The 25,657-nt window shown below is 54.1% G+C and carries 23 protein-coding genes; 15 read left to right on the top strand and 8 right to left on the bottom strand.

The features are described from left to right. Positions 1-199 precede the first annotated feature (199 nt). Positions 200-2,332: an acetate--CoA ligase family protein gene (locus tag BMZ24_RS14330; RefSeq protein WP_092193446.1), complete on the top strand. Its 2,133-nt coding sequence runs from the start codon at positions 200-202 to the stop codon at positions 2,330-2,332. An 88-nt stretch (positions 2,333-2,420) separates the two neighbouring features. On the opposite strand, the gene msrA is transcribed toward BMZ24_RS14330, so the two are convergent. The 4 genes from msrA to BMZ24_RS14315 all read right to left on the bottom strand — a co-directional run bounded on the left by msrA (position 2,421) and on the right by BMZ24_RS14315 (position 5,457). Next, a complete protein-coding gene (msrA, locus tag BMZ24_RS14325) occupies positions 2,421-2,957 on the bottom strand; it encodes a peptide-methionine (S)-S-oxide reductase MsrA (protein WP_244150372.1) in 537 nt (178 codons plus the stop codon). A gap of 201 nt (positions 2,958-3,158) precedes the next feature. Further along, on the bottom strand, positions 3,159-3,704 hold the full coding sequence (locus BMZ24_RS14320; protein WP_161949173.1) for an LEA/WHy family protein: 546 nt from the start codon (positions 3,702-3,704) through the stop codon (positions 3,159-3,161). Further along, positions 3,661-3,933, bottom strand: a complete 273-nt coding sequence (locus BMZ24_RS19835; RefSeq protein ID WP_161949172.1) for a hypothetical protein — start codon at positions 3,931-3,933, stop codon at positions 3,661-3,663. Before BMZ24_RS19835 ends, BMZ24_RS14320 begins: the two co-directional genes overlap by 44 nt. Positions 3,934-4,116: 183 nt before the next feature. Then, positions 4,117-5,457, bottom strand: coding sequence for a sigma-54-dependent transcriptional regulator (locus tag BMZ24_RS14315; RefSeq protein WP_208599859.1), 1,341 nt, complete (start codon positions 5,455-5,457; stop codon positions 4,117-4,119). 252 nt (positions 5,458-5,709) lie between these two features. On the opposite strand from BMZ24_RS14315, the gene BMZ24_RS14310 reads away from it, so the two are divergent. The 13 genes from BMZ24_RS14310 (at position 5,710) to BMZ24_RS14250 (ending at position 20,272) form a co-directional block, all read left to right on the top strand. After that, entirely contained in the window at positions 5,710-5,898 is a 189-nt protein-coding gene (locus BMZ24_RS14310; RefSeq protein WP_092193410.1) for a hypothetical protein, read from the top strand. Positions 5,899-6,086: 188 nt separating this feature from the next. Next, on the top strand, positions 6,087-6,836 hold the full coding sequence (locus tag BMZ24_RS14305) for a PilW family protein (protein ID WP_092193408.1): 750 nt from the start codon (positions 6,087-6,089) through the stop codon (positions 6,834-6,836). Continuing rightward, the gene (locus tag BMZ24_RS14300) at positions 6,833-7,330 is read left to right on the top strand and encodes a GspH/FimT family pseudopilin (protein ID WP_092193406.1); all 498 of its coding nucleotides are present in this window, start codon (positions 6,833-6,835) and stop codon (positions 7,328-7,330) included. Before BMZ24_RS14305 ends, BMZ24_RS14300 begins: the two co-directional genes overlap by 4 nt. 8 nt (positions 7,331-7,338) lie before the next feature. After that, complete coding sequence (locus BMZ24_RS14295; protein WP_092193404.1) at positions 7,339-7,809, top strand: prepilin-type N-terminal cleavage/methylation domain-containing protein; 471 nt, start codon at positions 7,339-7,341, stop codon at positions 7,807-7,809. Continuing rightward, positions 7,787-8,332, top strand: coding sequence for a PilX N-terminal domain-containing pilus assembly protein (locus BMZ24_RS14290; RefSeq protein ID WP_092193402.1), 546 nt, complete (start codon positions 7,787-7,789; stop codon positions 8,330-8,332). Before BMZ24_RS14295 ends, BMZ24_RS14290 begins: the two co-directional genes overlap by 23 nt. Positions 8,333-8,352: 20 nt before the next feature. Continuing rightward, entirely contained in the window at positions 8,353-12,213 is a 3,861-nt protein-coding gene (locus BMZ24_RS14285; protein ID WP_161949171.1) for a pilus assembly protein, read from the top strand. Positions 12,214-12,762: 549 nt separating this feature from the next. Then, entirely contained in the window at positions 12,763-13,317 is a 555-nt protein-coding gene (locus BMZ24_RS14280; RefSeq protein ID WP_092193398.1) for a pilus assembly FimT family protein, read from the top strand. Continuing rightward, complete coding sequence (locus BMZ24_RS14275) at positions 13,317-13,949, top strand: PilW family protein (protein WP_161949170.1); 633 nt, start codon at positions 13,317-13,319, stop codon at positions 13,947-13,949. The genes BMZ24_RS14280 and BMZ24_RS14275 overlap by 1 nt, the downstream gene beginning before the upstream one ends. Beyond that, positions 13,928-14,359, top strand: coding sequence for a type IV pilus modification PilV family protein (locus tag BMZ24_RS14270; protein ID WP_092193394.1), 432 nt, complete (start codon positions 13,928-13,930; stop codon positions 14,357-14,359). The genes BMZ24_RS14275 and BMZ24_RS14270 overlap by 22 nt, the downstream gene beginning before the upstream one ends. Before the next feature lie 3 nt (positions 14,360-14,362). Beyond that, entirely contained in the window at positions 14,363-14,860 is a 498-nt protein-coding gene (locus BMZ24_RS14265; RefSeq protein WP_092193392.1) for a pilus assembly PilX family protein, read from the top strand. A gap of 15 nt (positions 14,861-14,875) precedes the next feature. Beyond that, positions 14,876-19,015 (top strand): pilus assembly protein, encoded by a 4,140-nt coding sequence (locus tag BMZ24_RS14260; RefSeq protein WP_092193390.1) that lies wholly within the window; start codon positions 14,876-14,878, stop codon positions 19,013-19,015. Between the two features lie 13 nt (positions 19,016-19,028). Beyond that, positions 19,029-19,346 (top strand): hypothetical protein, encoded by a 318-nt coding sequence (locus tag BMZ24_RS14255; protein WP_092193388.1) that lies wholly within the window; start codon positions 19,029-19,031, stop codon positions 19,344-19,346. 335 nt (positions 19,347-19,681) lie between these two features. After that, positions 19,682-20,272, top strand: coding sequence for a hypothetical protein (locus BMZ24_RS14250; RefSeq protein ID WP_143077922.1), 591 nt, complete (start codon positions 19,682-19,684; stop codon positions 20,270-20,272). Here the strand turns inward: BMZ24_RS14250 and BMZ24_RS14245 are convergent. Both BMZ24_RS14245 and BMZ24_RS14240 read right to left on the bottom strand, forming a co-directional pair. After that, positions 20,252-21,109, bottom strand: a complete 858-nt coding sequence (locus BMZ24_RS14245; protein ID WP_092193444.1) for a histidinol-phosphatase — start codon at positions 21,107-21,109, stop codon at positions 20,252-20,254. The two genes, BMZ24_RS14250 and BMZ24_RS14245, sit on opposite strands and share 21 nt — an antisense overlap. Beyond that, positions 21,106-22,500, bottom strand: coding sequence for an aminopeptidase P family protein (locus BMZ24_RS14240; protein ID WP_092193384.1), 1,395 nt, complete (start codon positions 22,498-22,500; stop codon positions 21,106-21,108). Before BMZ24_RS14240 ends, BMZ24_RS14245 begins: the two co-directional genes overlap by 4 nt. A gap of 161 nt (positions 22,501-22,661) precedes the next feature. On the opposite strand from BMZ24_RS14240, the gene BMZ24_RS14235 reads away from it, so the two are divergent. Beyond that, positions 22,662-23,300 (top strand): thiamine diphosphokinase, encoded by a 639-nt coding sequence (locus tag BMZ24_RS14235; RefSeq protein ID WP_092193382.1) that lies wholly within the window; start codon positions 22,662-22,664, stop codon positions 23,298-23,300. 167 nt (positions 23,301-23,467) lie between these two features. Here the strand turns inward: BMZ24_RS14235 and proB are convergent, their stop codons facing one another. Together proB and obgE are read right to left on the bottom strand one after the other, a co-directional pair. Further along, positions 23,468-24,622 carry a glutamate 5-kinase gene (gene proB / locus BMZ24_RS14230; RefSeq protein WP_092193380.1) on the bottom strand — a complete coding sequence of 385 codons (1,155 nt, stop codon included), beginning with the start codon at positions 24,620-24,622 and terminating at the stop codon, positions 23,468-23,470. Further along, positions 24,606-25,643, bottom strand: coding sequence for a GTPase ObgE (gene obgE / locus BMZ24_RS14225; RefSeq protein WP_092193442.1), 1,038 nt, complete (start codon positions 25,641-25,643; stop codon positions 24,606-24,608). The genes proB and obgE overlap by 17 nt, the downstream gene beginning before the upstream one ends. Positions 25,644-25,657: the final 14 nt, after the last annotated feature.

Genomic DNA, 25,657 nt, shown 5'->3' with positions numbered 1-25,657 from the left:
CTGCCTCACTCGTGCGACCTACACGCAACGATTCCGCCGTACGAGGCCCGCGAGGGAGTTTCGAGGCGGCCTGACCGGGCCAACCCGACCCGCCGCATCCCCAGCCACACTCCTGGCCACACCCAGGACCTTCTTGCAAAAAAACGCCGCGCCCCTCATGATGAAAATCGAAAACGACACCCGCACCTCAGGAGCCCCCATGGAACCGATACAGCTTGGATTTGAACAAAGCCGAACCCTTCTGGATGCGTACGACATCCCCGTCCTGGGCCGCATGATCCGCACACCGGAACAGGCCGTGGACGCCGCGCAGGAACTCGGTTTCCCGGTGGCCATGAAAACGGTCTCAAGCCAGATCATCCACAAGACCGATCTGGGCTGCGTGCTCCTGAACCTCAAGGATCAGACCGAGCTTGAAGCCGGATACGCCCAGCTCATGGACAACGTCCGCGCCGCCGGAGTGACGGAAATCGACGGCATCCTGATCCAACCCATGGTGAGGCCAGGTCTTGAGGTGCTCATCGGCGCCACCCAGGACGCCAGCTTCGGACCCATGACCATGATCGGATCCGGCGGGCGCTTTGTCGAACTGCTGGGCGATGTGGCACCGGGCATCGGCATTCTGGAGGAAGGCGAGGTCATGGCCATGTTGGACAGGACTCGCGCCGGGCGCATTCTGGACGGATTTCGCGGACCGGCCCTGGACAAAAAGGCCGCCATCCGGCTGGCCGTGAACGTGTCGCGATTCATGGCCGAACACCCCGAAATCCATGAGCTCGATCTGAATCCCGTCATCGTCTACGAAGAAGGCTTCGCCATTGTCGACGCCCGTCTCATTGCCGGCGAACCGGTCCATTACCCCCGTCAGACCGATGTCTCGCCGCAAAAAATGAGCAGCCTGCACACAATCTTCAATCCCAAATCCGTGGTTTTGTACGGCGCCTCCAACACCGGCACGGTGGGCGGCATCGTGCTCCAGAACCTGCGCCGCCTGGACCGCATCTATCCCATCAACCCGCGCACGACCACGCTGCATGGCATGCGTTGCTACCCAAGCCTTGAAAGCCTGCCCGAGGTGCCCGAGATGGCGGTGTTCGTCATCAACTCGGAAACGGTGGTCCGCGAATTCGAGAAATTCTGCGTAGCCGGAGGCAAGGGCGCCATCATCATCAGCGACGGCTTTGCCGAATCCGGACGGCGGGAGCTTGAAGAGAGGCTGCGCAGCCTCAGCCTGGAGTACGGAGTCAGCTACATCGGTCCCAACTGTCTCGGGATCATCGACAATTTTTCGGGAGTGAACACCATGTTCATTCCTCCCCATCGCACGGGAGTCATCCGCGAGCAGGGCGGAATCGGCATCATCTCCCAAAGCGGCGGCATCGGCATGGAGCTCATGGAGATGCTCGAAGCCGACCGGGTGGGCATGGGCAAATGGGTGTCCTGCGGCAACTCCAGCAGCGTCGGCGTGGCGGAGATCCTGGCGCACATGGGCCAGGACCCGCGCATCGAGGTCATCGCCATCTATCTGGAAGGGCTGTCCGAGGGGCTCAAACTCATGGAAATCGGACGGCAGGTGGCGGCCCAAAAGCCCGTGGTCATCATCAAGGGCGGCTCGGGTGGCGGCAAGGAGGCGACCATGTCCCACACGGCATCGCTGGCGGGCAGTCACGAAGCCTTCCGGGCCTGTTGCTCCCAGGCCGGATTCTACCTCATCGAGGACCTGACCGAAGACCCGAAGATCATGGTCAACGTGCTCTCCATCCTGACCACGCAGCCCAAGGCAAAGGGCAAGCGCACGGCGGTGGTCAGCGTCGGCGGCGGCGCGGCGGTGCTGCTGGCCGACCAGATCACGGCCGAAGGCCTGGAGCTGGCCCGGTTCACCCCGGAAACCAGAAGACGCCTGCAGGACCTGCTGCGCGAAAACATCAAGGCCTCGAATCCCGACGATCTGGAGCAGATGCTCGTCAACGTCGGCAACAATCCACTTGATCTTCTGGGCAACTGCGATGATCGCAGGCTCATCCGTGCGCTGGAGATCATCGCCGATGACCCGGACACCGACGTTATCGTGGCCGCCATCTACCTGCAGGTGCCCTACCTTTCAGAGTATCTGGCCGAACGACTGGTCGAGTTCAGGCGTTCCATCGACAAGCCCTTCATCGTCTCCCCACGCGGGCTGTGCACGCATGTGACCAGATTCCGGGAGTCCCTCTACGCCAAACGGTTCCACACCTACACCGTGCCGATGGTCAAACCGCTCAGCATCGCGCTGGACATCTGGGAGCGCTACGACCGCAACTTCATGAGCGAAGCCGAACTCCGGGAAGATTAAAGAACGCTGCCACACGCACACAAGAAAACCCGGCCATTGCGAATTGCAACGGTCGGGTTTTCTTTCCCGTTTTTGGTGTGCCCCTAGGCTACTTTTTGGCTTCCGCTCCCCAGAGCTGCCTCAGGCGCTGGTCGCGACCGCAGCCTTGGCGATAGAAATGATATCTCAGGGGATTTTTCTTGTAGTAATCCTGATGATATTCCTCGGCGGCATAAAATTCAGCCCTGGGCAGAATCTCGGTTGCGATCTTGAATCCCCGGGCCTCTTCAAGCTGGGCCTTGGAAGCCCGCGCGGCGGATTCCTCGGCCTCGTCCGCAAAGAATACAGCGGACCGGTACTGAGGACCGCGATCGCAGAACTGGCCACCGGCATCGGTTGGGTCTATGTTGCGCCAAAAAACGTCAAGGAGTTTCCCAAAATCGACCAGCTCCGGATCATACTTCACCCGCATGGCCTCAATATGCCCGCTGGTTCCGGACGAAACCTGTTCGTAGGTCGGATTCGGGATCTGTCCGCCCGTGTATCCCGCCTCGGTTTCCAGGACACCGGGCAGGGCGTCGAAGGGTCCTTCAAGGCACCAGAAACATCCACCCGCGAATACCGCCTCTTTTGTCTGTGCAGCCACGTTACCTCCAAACAAGCCTGAAATCAGAAGGGCCAGAATCAATGATTTTCCCATGAGGCCTCCTTACAGATGTCACTGCAAAAAGTCGTCATCCCCTTGAAGAAGGGGGTCCATGCCTTTTTAACTATCTGAAAAGAATGGATTCCCGCCTTCGCGGGAATGACACTCGGGTTCTTTTGCGACTTTTTTGCAGTGTCGTCCTTACAGTTCCGTTCCAGAATCCCAGAGCGCACCTTCCGCAAGGAAAGGAATCCCTCCGGAACTCAGCCCGCCCTGATACAAAACCCCGTCCAGGGCGTAGGTCAGCTTGCCCGGACCGTTCTGAAAGGTCATGATCTGACGCAACAGGTCCAGTGTCGAGGCGGAGGCCTCGACTTTGAAAACCGCCTCGCTCAAAGCCTCCACCCGCCCATTCTCCGAAGACACTGCGGGCAGAAGATTCATGTCATTGAAACGTGCATTGACCCTGACTCCGGTCCAGGTCAATGCAAAAGGATTGGGGTTTACTATCCGCAAAGTCAAAGCAACTCTTTGCTCAAAGAGAGTGCTGCTTGCGGGAACCACATTGACCAGTCTCACCGTTGGGGACTCCACTTTTTGCCCAAAATGGGCACATCCGGAAATCGCAATAAAAAAAGAAACTACAAGAAACAACGCGAGACGTCTCATTTCCCCTCCCTTCAAACCAGGATCATAACATACTTCAACGTGCTTCCCAAACGGGAAAAGTTTCTGGAAGCTGCTCATCAGACAACCTCCACTGATCTTCTCCGTCGACATTTTTCCGTCCTGCATACCTCAGAATCACCTTCTTCGGTCCATGGGCAAAGAATCCATTTCCTCCCAGAACTTCGAGCGCCTCGTTTTCGTCGGGATACTCAAGAGCCGAGACGTAACAGATTCTTTCACCGTTCTTCTCTATGCAATACGGTTCAAAATAACGCATGAAGTGCAACAAGGTATTCATATTCTTCATAGGCCCTCCCATCTTCAACTGTCTTTTCCCATGCTAATCACTGTGGACGGGATGACAAACGTTAAAAAGGGAATTGGCCTGAAAAAGAGACCCCTGGCTTGGAACCGATGCGTCCGGACGTCGGAATTTGATTGCCGAGCCCAGGCTGGGCTTTACGCTAAGAACGAAAAACGGAACTTTTCGTCAGGCTGATCGTTTTGCCGTATCAATCTGAAATTTCTTGATCTTGTAGTGCATGGTCCGCCGGCTGACCCCGAGCAGGTCGGCGGCGTCCTTGACCACCCAGGAGCTTCGCTCGAGAGCGTTCAGGACCACCTGCTTCTCGCTTCCGGCCAGGGAAAGAAGATTGCCGGGAAGGGGCGTGTCATCAAAGCTGTCCTCGAACTGCATGTCCTCCATCCGGATAAGTCCGTCAGAGGACAAAATGACCGCGGCTTCCAGCATGTTGCGCAGTTCACGCACATTGCCGGGCCAGGGGTAGTCGAGGATGGCCTCGGAGACTTCTGCGTCGAGCCGGGACAAAGGCCCGTCCTCGGCGAAGAGCTGGAGAAAACGCTCGGCCAAAACGGGGATGTCGGCCTTACGCTCGCGCAGGGGCGGCACCTGAATGGTGATGACTTTGAGCCGGTAGTACAGGTCCTCGCGAAACTCGCCGCTGCGCACCAACTCGGCCAGGTCCGCGTTGGTCGCGGCGATGACGCGGCAATTGATGGCGGTCTCGGCCAGATCGCCAACCCGCCGGATTTTTCGCTCCTGCAGGAAACGCAAGAGTCGCAGCTGCATTTCCGATGAGATGTTGCCTATCTCGTCAAGGAACAGGGTTCCGCCATGCGCCTCGGCCACGAGCCCCTTCTTGTCCTTGTAGGCGTTGGTGAAGGAACCCTTGGCATGTCCGAACAGCTCGCTCTCAAGCAGGGAGGAGGGAGTTGAGCCGCAATCGACGATCACGAGCGGCCCCCGCGAGCGCTGACTCAGGCGATGCAGGAGCCCGGCGATCTTTTCCTTGCCCGTGCCGCTCTCGCCCAGAAGCAGGATCGTGGCCTCCGTCGGGGCCACCCGCTCGATCAACTTGTAGAGGCGTTGCATGGAAGGACTTTTCCCGCCCCAAAGCTCCTCGGTCAGCAGGTTGCCGCCGCGAGCCCAGGCGCGCCCTCCGCTTGCGGCCAAAATCCGGGCAATTCCCCGGAGCAGATCCTGTCCGTCCACGGGCCTTGTCAGATAATCCGTAGCTCCGTCCTTGATGGCCGCGACGGCGCCCCGCACCGTTCCGTTGCCGGTCAGCATGATGAACGGCAGGCCCGGCCAGCGCCGGACGCACTCCCACAAAAGCTCTCTGCCGGTCATGCCCGGAATGTCCTCTTCGGCGATGACCAGGTCGATCTGCCCGCCCTCAAGCTTAAGCAGGGCCTCTTCGCCATCGGACGCGACCGGAACGGCGTAACCGTCCGCGGCCAGCAGGTCGATGAGGGCTTGCCGCCGGACCTGATCGGCATCGACGACCAGAACGATTTTTTCGGCATTCACCGCAGAAGCTCGCCGGAGCCCACAGCACGGCCCACGCGACAAGTCGTTGAAAGCCCGATCAATATCCGAGGTTCGATTATCTCCATTTCGCCGATATATCCGAAACTTCAAGAAGACTCAAACAAGAGCGGACGGCCTTGCGCCGTGTTCCGGGGGCCGACTCGCGCTCCCGTGCGGCACTGCCCCGGTCTGGTTGTTGTCAGTCGCCGCGCTCACGGGTATATTGTCAGAAATAACCAAAGGAGGTCCACCATGACGGACAAACAGGAAAACACCCTGCCCCTGGTCGGCGACACCCAAAAAAAACTCAGTGGCCGCAAATGCAAGGAGCTGGACTCTCATACAGCCGCCATGCTTGAATCAAACGAGGTCAAGGCCATCACCGGTGAAGGCGAGGAATGGTGGTGTCCCAATCCGGATTGCGCGGTCGTGGACAAATAGCTGTCACGTACGGCAAGAAAAGCGCGGTCTGGGCAGAAGATGCCCAGACCGCATTTTTTTTGCCCCCCAGCCCTACCAACACCTCAAGCCTTCAATACTAGTTCTTACCATTATTGGATTTTTATTATCCACCGCCTATCGTGCATTCGATTTTGAACAAAATCCCCTCTCGTTCAAAGGTACGATGCATGATCAAAAACAAACAAAGCCTCCCCGGCCAATACGGCATGACTCTCATCGAAGTCCTGGTCGCCATGGCCATCTCGAGCCTTGTCATGGGCGCCATCTACTCCATTTTTCAATCCCACCAGCGCATCGCCGCCAAACAGGAACAGACAAGCCTCATGCAGCAGGAGCTGCTTTCCGCCATGTCGCTCATCTCGGAAGAGCTGCGCATGTGCGGTTACTCGGCGCAAGGGACGCTGGGGTTCGGTTTTCTGCACAGGCCAGAGGCGGGCGCACCGGATCATGGGCGAGCCACGAACCAGACAGCCGTCTATTGCCGCCGGGACTGGAACAATGACGGCCTCATAAACGAGAGCGGCAGCGGCAGCCTTCGCGAACACTCGGGCTTCAGGCTCAATGTCGCCAATGATGGCTCCGCAAAAGCAGTCGCCGACAATGTGCTGCGCAAATACGACACGGGCGCCGTACGCTGGCAGCCGATCAGCACCAACATCGGCGCCCTGCGTTTCACCTATTTCAACGCCGAAGGCGCTGTCATCCCCGATCCGCAAGCAAACCCCGGGATCATTCGCGGCGTCAAGGTTGAAATCACGGCCATACCCTCGCCATTGCGCGCCAGCCTCAAGATAGGCAATCGCACCATGTCCACGATGGTGTGGTGCAGAAATCTCGGAACAGACAAGAGGAATCCCTTGAGCACCGGCTCCGTGGATGCGGCCATGGCTGTCGTCGCTTCGAGCAGCGCCCCATGACCGCGCATACTGACCCGGCACTGCCCGCAGTGTCACAACTGTCCGTGCGCAAAGGCCTGCATCCTGGAGACTGTTCGGGCTTCAGCCTGGTCGAAGCCCTGGTTGTCCTGGCCATCGTGACCGTACTCACGGCCGTTTCGGGCACGACGCTTCTTGGACTGTTGCCGGAAGCGAGCATGAACCGTGCAACCAGGACCATTGTCTCCATGTGCAGACACGCCAGATTCGAAGCCATAAAACGAAACGAACAGATCCGCCTCCAATGCGACAAGGGGCAAAACACATGCGAAGTCAGAATCAAGAAAGACAATTCGCTGCTGCGGCGCTTCAATCTCACCGAGTTGAAACATCAGCACTTCCTTGAAAGATCCTACACGACCCACTTCAACGATCGGGGCCGAGCCTCCATGGCCGGAACGATCACCATCCACAACAGCGCCGGACTGTCCCGTTCGGTGATCGTGCGGCCTTCGGGCAGCGTGGTGACGGAGTAGCCAGAAAAATGCACAGGCCCAAATTTCGCGCAGCGAAGCCCATGCGCCGTGATCGGATCGCCGCCCCGAAAGCCATGAACGGCAGCACCCAAAAAGAACGACGCAGTCAGGGCTTCACCTTGATCGAAGTCCTGGTAGCCACTGCCATTTTGGGTGTTGGGCTGATGGCCGTCGCAACCCTGATCAGCCGCGCCGCCATCCAGGACAGTCGCGCTTACCATGCCTCACGAGGCAGCCTGCTGGTCGAGGACGTTCTGGAAAAAGCGACCCGCGCGCAATATTCGCCCCAAGCATTCCGCGCCCTCACGGCCATGAACGCAAGCACCGTCATTGATGGCATTCAATTTTCCATGACCTGCGCCCTGGCCGAAGACACTCCCGTGGAAAGGTGCAGGCAAATGACCTGCGATCTGTCTTTTAACAACAAGGGACACCACTCAACCATCCGATACATTCATGTTTTATCTCCAAAATTCTAGATCCGGCGCCCACGAATCCGGCATGGTTTTCATCCTGGCCATCGTCACCCTTGCCCTGCTTGGAGTCCTTGGACTCGCGACCCATGATACCGCGCATCTGAACAGCCTGATCGCCGCCAATGACCGCGACTCCAAAAGCGCCTTTTTCCTGGCGGAGTCGGGCGTGAACGCAGGGCATGAATTCCTGGAAAGAGCCATCGCTGACGCCAATTCGACATTCTACGATGACGGAACCTCCGCCACCAACGCCTCGGTCTGGGAAAAAAAGAACTCCTTCAACCCCGATGATTATCCCATCAAATGGCACCGGCACGGGGCTGCGGCCACTCATGTCCGGGCCGGGCTCATTGCGACGGGCATTGTTCCGGGCAGCGCCATGCAGATGGCCTCGGGATACGAAAGCACCGGCAGGGGAGCGGCCACGGGCGGCACTTTCGCCACTTATCTTGTCCGCTCGCACAGACAAGGTTTGCGCGGCAGCGCGGCCGAAGTGGATCTGGGCTGGTGGCACATAAACCATTAAGCAGCAGAGGGATGCCTGCCGTGAAGAAATTATTCTTGCTGATCATTGCGGCGTGCCTGCTTTTCCCGGCAACGGGCGCCCCCTTCCAAGCCGGCGATTTCCATTGGGTTCCTCCATTTCTGGCCACGGAGGAAAAACCCTCGGTGACCTTCGTCCTGGACACTTCGGCAAACATGCTTGAGCGGGCATATGCCGGTCCGTTCAACTCGACAGACGAATACTACGGATATTTTGATTCCAGATCGTACTACAGCCATGATGCTGACGCGGCCGCTCCCCATTTTTATCCAAACAACGTTACGGGACGGTGGAATGGAAATTTTCTGAACTGGGCAACGATGCGGCGCATGGATCTCGCGCGCAAACTGATGACTGGCGGAAAATACAATCCCGAAAACGGCTGCCTTGAAATGGAGCCGCCAGACACTCAAGGCAACGCGCAGCACCTTGAATATGACGACACGACTCCCAAGAGCGATCTTGACGGACGAATCGCACACATGACGCCCCATCACCACCAACTCACCATGACGCAGCAGGATGAAAACGACATGATGCTGGTGTCCGGACCCGATACCGGAGCGGCATACGCGCTTCGCGTCAAAGGTGAACCGGACAGGGGTCTGTTCCATTCCATCAGGAACAAGGCGCGCATTGCTCTTTTCGCGTTCGGTGGCACGAGCAGAATCCTGCAACCCATGAGCGATGACGAGGCAAGCTTCAATGACATGATCATTACAATAAACAATGTCCGACCGACGGGGTGGGCTCCGCTGGCGACGGCGCTACATGAGGTGCTTGGTTATCTCGGTCACGACGACCAGACCGGGCTTCAAGCGCCGGATCCATTCCACGATCCTTCCCGTGGGCAGAACGTGCCATGCTCAAAACAAAACGTCATCCTGGTGACTGCCGGAAAGAGTTCACAGGATCAGAACATCCCGGCCTTTTTGAAAAACATTGTGCCGCGCCCTCGCCCCGACAAAGACTATGACCTGTCCGCAAACGGGAGCACGTTCCTCATCGACGTCGCCTACACAGGGCACACAACGGACTTGCGCCCCGAGCCCGACATGAAAGGCGTTCAGAACTGGGATTTTTACGCGGTCTGCCTTGGTGAAGACGACGGCTATCTCGTGAAGGATGCCGCCCGTCATGGAAAATTCAACGATCTGGACGGGGATCTGATGCCCTCCCTTCAGGCGGAATTCGACGCCGACGGAAACGGCCTGCCTGACAACTTTTTCACGGCGCGGTCCGGGCGGAACCTGGAAACGCAAATCACCCGCGTCCTTCGATTGAGCACGGGGAGTATTGCATCCGGCACGGCCACGGCCATTTCTTCCCACGCGCGTGGCGGAGAGGGGGCCGCCTATCAGGCCATCTATTTTCCCCCGAGTCGAACAGACAAAATCGCCCCTTCGTGGGCAGGACAGGTGCATGCCTTCCTGATCGACGCCCAAGGCAATCTGCGCGAGGACACCAACGCCAACCAGCGCCTGGACCCGACCAGCGACAGGATTATCGAATTTGGCGAAGATCTGATCCATGCCCATGTCGATGCCAACGGCGACGGGGTAATCGATGCGGGAGAGAAAAACGCCACAGCGCTTGGCAACATCGGGGATATTGAATCTCTTTGGTCATCAAGCACATGGCTGAGCAGCCTGACCGACCAGCAGGTGGTGACGCAACGTGGGCGTTACGCCAGCGTAGCGCCCAACCGATACATCATGACCTTCGCGGACAAGAATCAGGACATGATCGCGGATGCAGGCGCCGGAGAAATCCAGCACTTCGAACTCGCCGCCAAACCTGTGGAGACAACGCTCAATTCTCCGGAATTTTTTTACAATTTCCTGACTCTGTACGAGTCGGCAACGGGGATGATCGGGTTTGATCTTTTCGATCCGCGCCAGAGTGCGATCAATGCCTTGCGGCAAGACAATCCATCCGGCTTCTCCAATTTGCAGGCAACTCTGGCCAAACGGCAGGTAGACTTCATTCGCGGAGCAGAAGTCGGCAACGCGACCATCGAAGGAATTGCCGATACCGCGCGAAGCCGCACGCACGGCAATACCACCTGGAGACTGGGCGACATCATCTCCTCTTCGCCCATCGTGGCAGGGCAACCCGCCGAGAACTACCACCTTATTTATAATGATATGAGCTACGAAAAATTTCTGAAAAAATACCTGGACCGCCGTCAGGTCATTTATGTCGGGGCCAATGACGGCATGCTTCACGCTTTCAACGGAGGATTCTGGAACCGCAAGACCAGGAGCTTTGACCTGACTTTGGGCGCGCAAACGCAATTTCCACTGGGCATGGAACTCTGGGCCTACGTCCCCTACAATCTTCTGCCACATCTCAAATGGCTCATGAACCCGGACTACGGCGAGAAGCTTCATGTCGCCTACATGGACCTTACGCCCAAAATTTTCGATGCCCGGATTTTTTTCATGTCCGACGGTGTGACGCCCGTGGACGAGACAACCTACCCCGGCGGTTGGGGAACCATATTGGTTGCGGGCATGCGCCTTGGCGGATCAGCCATCCAGGCGGACATCGACAAGACCGACGGCAACGGCCTGAATGCGGACATCGACCGGACCATGACCTCGGCTTACGTGATCATGGACATCACCGACCCGGAATCCCCGCCAAGAGTGCTGGCTGAGATCTCCCTGCCCGGACAGGGTTTCACGACCTGCGCCCCTGCGGTCATGCCCATGAGCACCCCCGATGCAAGCGCCGCAGAGCAGAACAGATGGTACATGGTCTTCGGCTCCGGCCCGGCAGATTCCAATGGGCGTGCCGCCCAGTCAAAGCTCGGGGCCGAGACCAGCGAGCAGCCAGGCCAGCTCTTCGTCCTGGATCTCAGCGCGCTCTACACGGAAAAAGTCGTCAAGACCGTGGACAGCGACGGAGTGATCACGGCCACACCAAAACCTTTTGCCTTCGCGGAAGAGAACTCATTCATCAGTGATCCCATTTGCCTGGATCTGGACATCGGGCCCAATAGCCAAGCCGGAAAATTCAAGACCGACATTGTCTATTACGGAACGGTTGGCGGGGATCAAACCTCTGCGGCCGGAAGAGTGCACAGGCTTCAAACCGGGAACAAAGAGCCCTGGGACTGGGCAACCTCGACGCTCATCGACGCGGCAGGCCCCGTAAGCGCGGCCCCGACGGCAGCATTGGACGAGACCGACAGACTCTGGATATTTTTTGGTACCGGAAGCTTCCTGAACCGCGCCGACATTCCGCAATCTTCGCCCATGAGTTTCTATGGGGTCAGGGAACCCGAAACGAACGGAGTCAAAAGCTGGGAAACTATCGCGAGCCACAACCTCTTCGAGAGCAACAAAATAGCCGTGACAAAAGGCACCTGCGGCGAAGGAGAATTTTCTGAAAACTGCGTCAGGATAATTCAGACAAACGAGGATTCGAATTCCACCAGGAACTGGACGTGGCTGAGCAGCAGCATGAATTCAGCGTCAGGCTGGAAACACACGTTCGCGGCTGCGACCGAAAGGGTTCTGAGTCCGGCCGCCATTCTTGGGGGATCCGTCATATTCACGAGCTACGCCCCATCGAGCGAAGCCTGCTCTTCCAAGGGATCAAGCCGTCTGTGGGCGCTCTACTACAAAACGGGCACGCCATATTTCTGGCCGATCCTGGCAAACCACAACGGCGACTTCCCCACCGCTATCGAACTCGGCCAAGGCCCGGCCTCAAACCCAACCCTGCACCTCGGAGAAAAAGCAACGGTCACGGCCGTCACCAATACAAGCTCAAGCACGCTTCTGAAGTCCGAGATAACCACACCTTTCGCCATCAAATCCGGCAGTCTGTTCTGGAGAAAAAACACGGACTAGAAAAACAAACCAATCATCCTGCGAAAAACATTCGCCCTTCTTCCCAAAATCCACGAACAATTCCAAGATCATGCCTTAGCCACACGCAGTCTAGTATTTCCAAGTAATACCAATCGATCCGCACGGCATATCGAAACACGTTTCCATGCCATTCGACACGGCATACTTCCTGCTGATAATAAATCCAAAAGATCACTACTGGAAGACACTAGGCTTTGACACCTTTAAAATACGATATTATGGTACTAAAAAGGATAAAATACTTAAGGACAAACTTGAACCGAGAAAATAATTGCGCACAAAGTATCAAGAACTGCGCAGATTTCCCGAAGCGGATCGGGCACAGGACAAAAAGGAGTTCTTGAGAACCCGAATAGATCCTCCCGAATGGAAAAACTCATTGACGAGTGAACATCACAGGGTGACGCTTTTTGACAAAGAAGTACCATTTATTGACCTAAAATATCCGTAAAAGAATCAGGACTCGAGTACGTTCTAAATGGAAGATTTATCCTGAAGATATTTGTAGTACAAACAAGCGAGGCAGATTTGCACTTTGAAAACAATAATCAAGCAGGCATGACCATAGTTGAACTCTTGGTCGTGATCGCAATAATTGGAATAGTAGCTGGCGTTACTGGTCTGAATTTATTTAAGTATGGACCGATGTATGAGCTTCGCGCAAACGCCAGGACATTTTACTCGGAAATGCAAAACGCCAAAATAAACGCAATCAGAACAGGCAACCCGTGGGGGTTTGTATGCAACGAAGCAGCATCCATATGCGCAATCTACTCTTCAAGTGGCCCAGACAATGACTTCAGCACGACTGGAGACAATACACTCTACAAAACAATAAACCTTAGCACATCAAAATATGGAATCGCCATTGGCCACGGGACAGCCACTACTCGCGTCATCGGCGGAGCTATAGGCGCAGAAGACGTTACATACGCGGACGACATCCTTACGTTCAATGCACGAGGAATAAGTAACGACGGGGAAATATACATACAGAACAACAGAAATGAATCCTATGCAGTGGGAACAAATAAATTTGGAAATATATTCCTTAGAAGATGGACTGGAGGCGGGTGGAATTAATGAAAAACGCAGGATTTTCCTTAATTGAACTTCTTGTAGCGCTTGTTGTTGGCGGCATAATCATCACAGCAGCATATATGCTCTTTCTTGGCAATCAAAGAACATATTTGATGCAAGACGAACTTATTAGTATTCAACAAACTATTCGCCCGGCAGCGGAATACATGGGCAGATTTATTCGTATAGCTGGTCTAGACCCTGAACAAACGGGACTCTTTGGCCTAAGGGACACGACAAACAGCTCAATCGAATTCAGCTTTGACACGGTAGACACCGGGCTAACCGGGGTGCTCGAACCCAATTCAGAAATCAAGGCATTTCGTGTTCAGGGCAACCAGTTGGAAGAACGAAGCACAGGAGCTTGGGAAACAATTGCTGAAAATATCGAAGCTTTAAATTTTGCGTATCTTGATCGCGATGGAAACGTCGTGGCCGATTTGGTAAACAACAGAGGGGCAATAAGAACCATCCAAATTTCCATTGTCGGAAGATCGCAACGTCCGATCCCAAGATATACGAACAATAATGCCTTCATAAATCTCCAAGGAACGGAAATTCTTCCCCCACAAAATGACAATTTAGTCCGAATGATGTTTTCGGAGACAGTGCAATGCAGAAATTTAGGTCTATAAAGAGAAAAAAACAAATGGGTTTCACCCTCATTGAAGCACTCATAGCTGTTGCCATATTAAGTATCGGAATTATGGCAACAGCAAAAATGCAAGATCAATCAATTCGAGGAAACTTTATTTCCAAGAGGATCAGCACATCCGTTTTTTTTGCTTCCGGAGAAATAGAACGCCGCGCCGGAATAGACTACAGCAATGCGACAGACAGCGACAATGACGGCGCAGGAGGATTGTTTGACATTGGAAACGACGCAGATGATAGCATTGCATACACGCAAAACGGACACACATTCAACGTATTCGTAAATGTCGCTGAAGATGATCCAATAGACGACGTTAAAACCATTAATGTCATTGTAACCTATAATAACAACAGAATTGCAGAATTTCCGTATATTCTGCGAGCAGACTAAAATATGAAAAATGAAAAAGGATCCGCTCTTGTCATTTCCCTAGTTGTGCTCGTCTTTTTGGCGGTGATTGGCTTTGCAGCTCTAAACACCACCGACATTGAGCTTTTCTCCAGCAGAAACACCAGAGACTTCCAAGAAAATTTCTTCATTTCCGACGGCGGCTTAAACCGAGAAATCATATCCGCTCTTGGCTACCCGCTTTATCCAACACCGGAAGAGCAGCGAGTCATGGACCCCTTCCGGATTGCACTTGCTGCAAACGGGACATTCCCTGACTGCCCATTTGATGGAAATTGCACCAGCACAAATGCTACTCTTGGGGACGATCATTTTGTAATCAACAATTTTTACGACTACGCCATCGATTTTCGTGGCAGGTCACAACCTGTGATCGTCAAAGGTGAGTCTTCCGACATCATATTTTATCGTATTTTTACTCAGAGAAACGCAGCAAACGCCGTTCGCGGGGAAGGTTTTTTCCGCACGACAACCGGGATGTAAGGAATTGGAGGCATTATGAGATTTTCAGCACTAATTATAGCAACAGTTATTTGTATGCTCGGGGCATCAATTCCTTGTCATGCCGACGACTTAAATGCATTTAAACAATTGGCAAAAAGCAATGCTATGATCATAATGGATACATCAGGGAGCATGTCATGGCCTGTATATGACCCAAACATCGATTACGCTGAGTTTATGCGTTGGATGAGAAGCAACGGGCTCGCTACAGATGCTGAAAATGCACAATCTGATGATTGGTGGGGAAATAATAATGACTATACCAAACTTGACCCAAATGCTATATATCTAGTCAAATCGCCCGTAGGCCATAATTTTATTAACTATAAAGCCCAAAATGGCACTGACATACAGGCGTCTGCAATTGGCGACGTAATGACCAAAATGTACGCGGATTATTACAACTTTATCGACGACTGGCTACAAGGAGCGATAATTGAATGCAAAAATAATTCTAATGGAAAATGGAAAATTTCAGAACCAGATAGCATAGATATAGAAGAGCTGGCAGGGAAAAAATTTATTGTATTCCCTAAAGGGACATTGAGCAATCTAATACCTACGGGATCAGTAACTGTGGGCTCAGAAATTTCAGGACGGCTTAAAAACAATCAAGACATAGAACTTAGCAAGACCTACACAGACCCTCTCACAGGCCAAACTTTCGACCATGGATTCATAGGCTTTTTGAAATCGTCTGGCTTTTATTTTTCTGGATTATTTGAAAAAAAATATGGCGACATTGATTTCACTACATTGCACTCTAACATGGTCACAGACACTGTATACATTTTTGCAACTGGAAACTGGTTAAATTTTATTAAACTTGTAGAAGACTTTCGCATAACTAGCAACTACAGTTGCACAACGACCGACAAGCCTTACTCTTACTTAAACAATGTCGCATGGAAATATATTTGCTTCACAGACACTATAGCGCAAAACTTTCAGCCGAAGCTCATAATGTCTCACAATACTGAGCAAACTTCGGACTACAGCAACAGTCCAGAGGGTTGGTCTGAAAGAGGCACAATAGACGCTGGCCCCTATGCAAAAAATATTAAAATCAAATTTGACTATATTGATTTTGATCTAAACACAAATAAGTCCGGAAATGATTACATTGAAATCTATGATCTAGACAAAAATAAAATTCTATATGAAATATCTGGCCGAACAATAGGCAATTCCATTGACACTTACCTTTGGGATGATCGTTACGGATGGACCTTGAACAACTCGTTTTTAGATAGCGAAGGATATACACCAACACTCAATACAAAAAAAGTGCGGATCAGATGGCGTAACGGCTCTATAAAAAACATTTCGCTCGGCGCCCCACATTTCGGATTTAAAATATCCGGATACAAATACACTCCAAAAGGGGAAGGCTATACTTGCTGCGGCGGCCCAGATGGGACCGGTTACAAAATCAAATCACGCATGGATGTGGCCAAAGCTGCTATGATAAACGCAGTCGAACAAACTGAAGATACGATCAATTGGGGCTTATCACGATTTAACGGAGGCGCAGGGGCAACCGAACTTGCACCACTTGGAACGTCTCCCACAACAGTCACGCAGTATCTAGAAAACCTTGAACCAGGCGGAGCTACTCCACTAGGAGAGGCACTTCAAGATGCATACAATTTTAACAAAACATACCTCTCAACAAATCCAGACGCTGCAGAGTGCTCAGCAAATTTCATGCTTATTGTAACAGACGGATTTCCATCAGACGATGGTAATTGGAGCAAGATTTCTGGCAAAACCTTCAAACAGATCAGTTCAGGGCAAACATTATGTGGCGCTTCTAATTACGGAGATGCTGATGTTTGGCCAGACTCAGATGGAAATTTAAACAACTTCACCGACGATGTAGCTCATTGGATGTATAATTGCGCTGATTTTACTCATACTACACACTCTATAGCATTTGGACTAGACAACCCAATGCTTAATGATATTGCAGAGTCAAGTAATGGAATTTACATAACTGCACTCAATGAAGAGCAACTCATGAATGCTTTTTATTCTTTAGGCCTCTCCATGACAAACGCCATCTCTTTTGCAGCACCTGCGATCTCTGTCGACGAAGAGAATAGAGCGCAAGCCGGCGATGAGCTCTATATGGCTTTCTTCAGGCCGACTCGTGCAGACTATTGGCAAGGCAATTTAAAACGCTTCAAAATTTCCTGGAACGCTACAAAAGAAACTATTGTCGATCAATTTGGCAATGACGTAACCGACACAGATGGCTCTTTCATAGAATCGTCTAGATCTTACTGGTCAACAGAAAACGACGGCGGACAAATCAACAGGGGAGGAGCCGGTGGTGTCCTGCAAGACAAAGTTACCGCCAACTTTATTTCAAATCCATACGATAGAATGCTCTATACCCACAAAGGCGGGGCGCTAACAGCACTTACAAAACTAAATATGGATCCCGCCGACTTGGGCGTTTCAACCGATGAACAAGAAGCGAAAATCATCAACTTCATCTACGGGTATACATACGACGCAGACGCCTCAGGAAACCCAACGGCAGTGAGAGACTGGGTTCTTGGCGATATCATCCACTCGGAACCCCTTGTAATTGATTACGTTGACTCCAGCCCAAAACGTGTTTTGACAAACCGCTATATTGTTATCGGCTCGAATCACGGTGTGCTTCACGTTTTCGACACTGAAACCGGTGAAGAACTATTCGGGTTCATACCACCCAACCTTTTACCTTCGCTCAAATATTTTGCGGAACTCTCTGACACACACTATTACGGTATTGACGGCCAGATCGCCAAGTTCCAGACAGGCAGAAACCCGGACCTCATGGTATTTGGGCTTCGTCGTGGCGGTAGAGCCTATTACGCCATTGACATTTCGAATCCTGCAACCTCCACATGGGATATGGCGTGGTCGATCAACAACGAAACACCCGGTTTTTCTGAATTGGGACAAACATGGTCCAAAGTTTACTTCTCGACCATGCCCCAGACTAACGGAACCATCCTGGACATTGGGGTGTTCACAGGGGGATATGACCCTACGGAAGACTCTAACTCGACCTCATTTCTCCCACAAGGCGATTCGCAAGGCAGAGGCATTTTTGTTGTCAACGCTACCGATGGCTCACTTGTATTCAAGTGCACTTTCGACACAACCAACAGCACCTCTGACCCAACAGCATTTACCCGCACAGACATGAAGTACTCCTTCCCGGCGGACCCTCGAGTTATTAGGCTCCCCGAAGGGCATAAGGATGGCGATCTTGTCATCTACGCTGTCGATGTTGCCAGTCAACTTTGGAAAATGCTTTACGACAAAGACGCCTCTCCACAATGGCAAGTGCACAGGATATTCAACAGTAATGGCCCAACCAACACTGAAGGCGGCGCAGACGTAGCCAGCGGCCTTTCAGCTAAACTTGAAAATACTGGTCTTGATTCAGCAACTTTACTCGATTCAACCGATATTGGCCGAAAAAGCTTTTCGCAACCTGACGTATCGTATGCAGGAGACTGCGCAACAGACAATCCCGTTATATATTTCGGGACGGGTGACAGAGAAAATCCGCTTGACACTACCGTCAGTCACAGGTTTTATGCTGTATACGACATGTCTACAAATGACACGAACAGCATATACTATAATCTTGCTTTAAATGAAGCGGATTTATTAAATGTCAGTGACGTATCCAGCAATAGCTCTAACCCAACTCGACAACTTGGAGATGAATACAACGCTACGGCTCAGGGATGGTACATAAAATTTGACGAACAAAATGACGCGTCTAATCACACTGGCGAGAAAATGACTTCTTCGCCCCGATTATTCAATAAAATTATTTTCTTCTCTACCTACAAGCCTACTTTTGACGATGTTTGCGCGCCCAATGGCGACTCATTTCTCTATGCTATTAAATATTGTTCCGGAATGCCTGCTTACGAGTGGGTCGACAGTTCAGGTAAGCCAACACGCTACCAATTGCACAAAAACAGTCCGCTGGCTTCGTCATGGCGTATCATGGCCAAAGAAGGCGTGGCCGCAGGCAAAATCAGCGTCGGGTCCAAGCTGATCAATATCCCGATTGAAATCCCCTCAGGACTTAGCCTTATCTGGTGGGATTACAACTGAAGGAGGATTCTTCATGTCAAAAATTTTAATAATTATTCTAGTTTTACTGATACATATCCATGCTTATGCATTTCCAGTCCTTCAACAAAGCGGCACAGTTGAACGAGTCTTTGACAGGTCCATTATCATCAAAAACACAAAATTCAGCCCATCTGGATATGCATCTTCTCTTCCCAACTGGATTATACATGGCTCAGAGGTGACTATTTCTTACTCCTGCGATGAACTTGGAGATTGCTACTATATTGATATTGTCAAACCCAATGAAGAGCTACCATTGATGGAAAAAATTAACCAAGATCTGTTAGACTTTGAACGAATTTTTCCATGATCGCACGATGTTTATGACAACAAAGTCAAACCTTGGCTCTGTAAATTAATCTATTTTCATTTTGCCGACACATCTATTATCCTTATTGTAAGGAGAGGTGTGTTTATAAATAGTCAACGCTTATACGCTGCTGACTTCAAGCGAAAGGCTGTACGGCTTGTTGTCGAAAATGAAATGGACGTTCGAGTGGTTGAACACAGTCTCGATAACGTGTGGCGGCTTGACGGGTTAGGTGCAGAAGCATCGAGCCCATCACGACTCGCCATTTATGGGCCGCATCTCTCCTAAAAAAAAGTTTTTACAATCGTCGGCGCAGGCATTCGTCGATGGGCTATATGACGCCTAAAGAATATGACCAGCTGTTTATCAAGGTAGCCGCCCAGGAAGACAAACGTGTCCGTTATTGCGAAGGCAGGTCAAGTGATTTCGCTCAGGATTTGACTTTGCCCCGCTCCCTCCCTATCACCCCTCACATGCCATCCCGCTTCCTAGACCGCCTCACTCCCCGCGCCTATCCCCGTACCCGTCTCCTGACCGCAGCCATTGTATGGGCGACGGTTGGTTTTTTTCTTACAGTCAAAGGAGTGTATCTTTCTCGGGAAGGGTCTTTGGCTATTGTAGCACCCGTGATTTTGATCGGGTTGCTGCTCGGGATGGTAAAAGGCAGATTCATCTTGGACCGGGTCGCGGCCAAGATCATTCTTCATATTGGCGCAAAGCCCACACGGGCTTGCCTGGGTGGGCTTTTTTCCGTTCGGAACTGGTTGCTTATCGCGGTCATGATCATATTCGGACGGACCTTGAGCGTCCTACCCATCGAAGCGGGAATAAAGACCGGCCTCTACGTCATGGTCGGCAGCGGCCTGGCCTATTCCAGCAGGCTTCTTTGGCGTGCATGGAAGAACTCAGCCGCAAAGACTCCCTAAAATCAGGGCGCTTGAAGCCTCCGGTCCTTGCATCATCTTTCGCACTGAAAGCAATTTTTCTACCTGCCCAAACCCGTACCCAACATCCGCCACCCCGTGAGCGTCGTCTCCGTAGGCTGCGCCAATCTCGAGTTTTGCCGCAGCGTCCAGGATCGGGGCGCAAACGTATGGTTCGGGCTGGCCTTTCAGCAGGGCCCGCGCGTTGATATCAAGGATGCCGCCGGCACCTCGAATCCATTCCAGATTGCGCAGGATCCGTTTCCAGACCTCCGGCTCCGTAATGGTTTGCAAATAGTCCGGGTCGTGGAGCCGGATGAGATCGAAGTGCCCCACAACCTCCGGCTTGATCTCCCGCAACATTTCAAACTGCTCGTCGAAATAGGCCGCATACATCCGGCTGGTTCCGCCACACATTGTGGCTACCTTGTCGTAGGCTTCCTTGGAAAAATCAAAACAAGCACCCTGAACGTGGTGGACCGAGCCCACCACGTAATCAAGCGCGTGATACTGGCGCAGTTCTCTCACCCACATTGCGCAACCCGGATACCATTCAGTCTCCATGCCCACCAGAATCCGCATCCGATCCTGGTAAGCGCGTGCAAGGGATCTGGCTTCGGCCACGTACAGGTCAAACCGAGCCTCCATCCAACCCGTTGTCCGGCCCAATTCGATTTCATCGGGATACATACCGGAGTCGCCAAAAGGCGGCATGTGCTCGGTTAGGCCGATACACTCAAAGCCGGCTTCATGGTAGGCCGCCACGATATCCGCCAGTGTGTCGCGGGCGTGATCGCAGTATTGCCCGCTGTGTCCGCCGTGCAGGCTGATCTTTCTCACGACGCCTTTCCCATTCGCCTGCAAATATCGTCCACGCTTTTGGGAATGTCCTTACTCAAGACATCCCTGCCATCTTCGGTAACGAGCACGTCATCTTCTATGCGAATGCCTCCAAAATCCAGATAGGCATCCAGCGCCTTGTAATTGATGAACTCTTCAAGCCGCCGCTGCTCCCGCCATTGTCTGATGAGAGCTGGGATGAAATAGATGCCCGGTTCCACGGTCATGACAAAACCGGACCTGAGTCTGCGGGCCATGCGCAATCCAGACAGTCCAAACTGGGCCGCACGCTTGAACTCATGGTCATACCCCACGAAATCCTCACCCAGCGCCTCCATGTCATGGACGTCGAGCCCCAGCATGTGCCCGAGCCCATGCGGAAAAAAGAGTGCGTGCGCGCCCCGGTCCACGGCTTCAAGCGGATCGCCCAGCATGAGCCCAAGGTCCGTCAGGCCCCTGGCCACGACCCTTGCCGCAGCAAGGTGACATTCCACAAAGGGGACGCCCGGAGCCATGTTCAAGGTCCCGGCAACCAGCGCTTCGAGCACAATCTCGTAAATGTCCTTTTGCCGGCTGGAAAAACTCCCGCCAACAGGCAGGGTGCGTGTAATATCCGAGGCATACCCCAAGGGCGAAACCACCCCGGAATCGACCAGGAGCAGATCCCCGTCGCGCAGAATCTGATCGTGAGTGTGATTGTGCAGCACCTCCCCGCGTCGGGACAGGATCATGGGGAATGCTTCCCGGCTGCCATGCGAAAAAATCAGCCCTTGAGAGCGGCCGTACAGTTCCATCTCGCTGGCGCCTGGAACACAGGATTGCATGAGGCTGTCGTAAAGTTCAGCGGAAATCGTGATGGCCTGACGAATTTGCGCCACTTCCGCCGCGCTCTTGACGCTGCGCAATTCAACGATGCCCTGCACAAGGATGCTAGAAAAACCAGCCTCCAACTCCAAGGGCGGGATGCCCAGGACGCCGGACAAGAGCAGGGCCGTCTCGCCTTGATAGGTTGGGGAGTAATGAATGCTGCGCCCCTGGCCTTTTGCCTGCCTGACGGTATGCGCCAGTTTCTCCGTGGCCTTGCTCACGGCGATGCCGGAAAGATCCGCCAGCTCCGCAAGAGAAGGAGCCGCTCCGCTCCAGATGGTGTGTTCAATGCCAGGCTCGGGACCAAAAAGGATCTCCTCGCCGCTCTCGCAGTCCAGCCACAGGCAATGCCCAGGCCTATCAAGCCCCGTGAAATATAGGAAAGAGCCATCCTGATGAAAGGGAAACGTGTTGGCGCGATAGTTCATGCCGATGAAATCATTTCCGGGCAGCAGAATGCAGCCGCTTCTTACGAGTCGGGCCAGCGCCGCACGGCGGGCCGCGTAGACAGAGGAATCGAACATGGATCGCTCCTTTCCAGTTGTCGGAACAGAGAAGGCGCCAAAACGCGCCAAGGCAGCCCATCCGGCGCCTTGCCTTGTTCGGCACGCATGATTAACTAGGGGCTTCCTATCGGGACGCGCCCGAAACAGCAAGAACGCCACTTTTCGATCGTGGAGGCACAATGCACTGGGTTCTCATGGCCAACGGGCCGCTCGCTCTCTCACCCGCAATCCGCCGATTCATCTCTTCCGCCGAGAGGCTGATCGGAGTCGATGGCGGCAGCAGGCATTTGCGCACCATGGACGTGCTCCCGCATCTGGCCGTCGGGGACATGGACTCCATCCCGGACGACCTGCTCGCGCAGTATCGCAGCGAGGGTGTGGAGATGCATCTCCATCCTCCCAAAAAAGACGCCACGGATCTCGAACTGGCCCTGGAACTGGCTCTGGAGAGAGGCGCCAAGCGCATCTCGATACTGGGCGGGACCGGAGGCAGGCTCGACCATACCCTGGGCAATCTCTTTCTTCTGGCCCGCTGCCTGCCGGGCGGAATTCCGGCCTGCATCATGGACCAGGAGCAATGCATTCACCTGACGGACCAGACCCTGACCCTGGATGGCGCCGTTGGCGACACCCTGTCCCTGCTCCCCGCCACGCCCGAGGCGCGCGGGGTCAGCCTGACGGGGCTTGAATACCCGCTCCATGACGCCACACTCACCTTCGGCACAAGTTGGGGCATGAGCAACGTCTTTGTGGAAAACCGGGTCACCGTAACCATTGGTAGCGGTCGCCTATTCGTGTTCCATCTTTTCAGATCCTGAGCCGCCCTGCTCAAAACTGTCCCGCAGGACCTGAACAGAGGGACTGACACGGACCGGCACCGACTGGCACGGAGCGCAGGGAGCCCGACGCGCGCAAAAAAAGGCTTCGTGCATGCAACATGCAGAAGCCTTCTCTCCCGGAGCGCGGCGGCGCTTCGTCTTTTTCTTCAGAGCGAACTGTCGAGCACCATGTTATCGCGGTGCACAACCTCCTGATGCGGACAGGGCCCCAGGATCTTTTCGATTTCGGAACTGCTCAGGCCCTGGATCTTGCGCAACTCCACGGCCTTGAAGTTCGTGAGGCCCACACCCACTGCGCCGCCATCGAGCCCCACTATTCTGACCAGGGCGCCCATGCCGAAGTTGCCTTCCACCCCGGCTATGCCTGCGGCCAGAAGGCTCTTGCCCTTGCCCGTCAGCGCCCGCGCGGCCCCGTCGTCAACCACGATGGTTCCGGCCGGGTCCAGATGGTAGGCCAGCCAAAACTTGCGGCCCGAGAGCATCTTCTGCGTCGGCGCGATCCAGGTGCCCAGGTCTTCCAGATCGAACACCCGCTCCAGCACGTGCTTCTGCCGACCCGAAACAATAAGCGTCGGGACGCCGATGGTGGCGGCGCGGCGAGCGGCCATGAGCTTGCTCAGCATCCCACCGGTCCCGGCCCCGGTCTTGCCCCGGCACATGGACTGCAGATTGAGCTCGGAAATGTTTTCGATGATCGGCACAAAGCGGGCGGCGGGATTTTCCAGCGGATTGTCGTCGAAGACTCCATCGGCGGAGGTCAGGTTGATGATCACATCGGCCCCGACCAGGTTGGCGACCATGGACGAAAGGGCGTCGTTGTCGCCGAATTTGAGTTCCTGCACGGCCACCGTGTCATTCTCATTGACGATGGGGATGACCTTCCAGTCAAGCAATCGGCACATGGTGTTGCGGGCGTTCAGGAATCGCTCCCGGCTGCGCAGATCGTCCTTGGTCAGGAGGACCTGGGCGGTGATCTTCTCATAATGGGCAAAAGCTTCGTCATAGCTGTGCATGAGGCGGCTCTGGCCCACGGCCGAGGCGGCCTGCTTGTGGACCATGCACCCGGCGGCCTTGTCCGCGCCAAGCACGCAGCGGCCCGCGGCCACGGCGCCAGAGGTCACAAGGACTATTTCAAGCCCCCGGTCATGAAGCCCCGCGATCTGATCGGCCAAACGGTTGACCACGCGCGGGTCAAGACCCTTTTCCGTGGTCAACACGGCGCTGCCAATCTTGATGATGACCCGTTTGGCCTTCTCCAGAATCCGGCGGCGCTGCTCGCGCCAATCAGTCGATAGTTCCATGTTCGGTTTCATCCTTGACGGTCTGCAGATGCAGATTCCACATGGCATCCAGCACCACGTCCACTCCGGTTTCGTCCAACGCCGACATGAAGTACACTTTGAGCCCAAGCTGGTCAAAAGCTGCCCGCACCTCGGCCAAACGCGCCTCGTCAACCAGGTCGATCTTGTTGATGACACGAATCTGGGGCTTCTCGCCAAGCGCCGGATCGAACATGCGCAGCTCGTCGTCAAGTATGTGGAACCCGGACAATGGATCTTCCACGTTCACGTCTTCGATGCTCAGGATATGAACCAGAAAACGGGACCGCTCCACGTGGCGCAAAAAGGTGTGCCCCAGACCCTGCCCCGTATGGGCGCCTTCGATGAGGCCGGGAATGTCAGCCACGACAAGCTTGCGCTCATGCTCGTCGATGACCACTCCCAAGTTGGGTGCCAGCGTGGTGAAGGGGTAAGCCGCGATTTTCGGCCGGGCCGCGGAGATGCGGGAAATGAGGGTGGACTTGCCCGCGTTGGGCAACCCCAGGAGGCCGACATCGGCAAATACCTTGAGTTCGAGGCGAATGTATTTTTCCACGCCCGGTTCTCCAGGCTGCGCAAAACGTGGCACCTGCATGACGGACGACTTGAAATGCGCATTGCCCTTGCCGCCACGCCCGCCTTCGGCCACGACGATCTCCTGGCCGTCCTTGGTGAAGTCGGCGATCAGCCGCTCCTGGCCGTCCACTTCCTCGAAAACCTGGGTACCCACGGGCACCTCGACGATCTTGTCTTCGCCGGCGCGACCGTAGCACAGCCGCCCGCCACCGGGCCGCCCGCTTTCGGCTTCCTGGAAGGAAGCGTGGCGATAATCGTAAAGGGTCAACAGGTTGTTGTTGGCGCGCATGATCACGTCGCCGCCCTTGCCCCCGTCCCCTCCGTCGGGACCACCCCGAGGCACATATTTTTCCCGGCGGAACGAAACACTGCCCTGACCACCGCTTCCGGAACGGATGATGATCTTGGCCTCATCTACAAATCTCATGTTCTCTCCAAGTC

The sequence above is a fragment of the Desulfomicrobium norvegicum genome (genome assembly GCF_900114595.1).
In the GTDB taxonomy this organism is placed as follows: domain Bacteria; phylum Desulfobacterota; class Desulfovibrionia; order Desulfovibrionales; family Desulfomicrobiaceae; genus Desulfomicrobium; species Desulfomicrobium macestii.
Note: the sequence above shows the minus strand (reverse complement) of the source record. Positions and strands in the feature narration are given on the sequence as shown.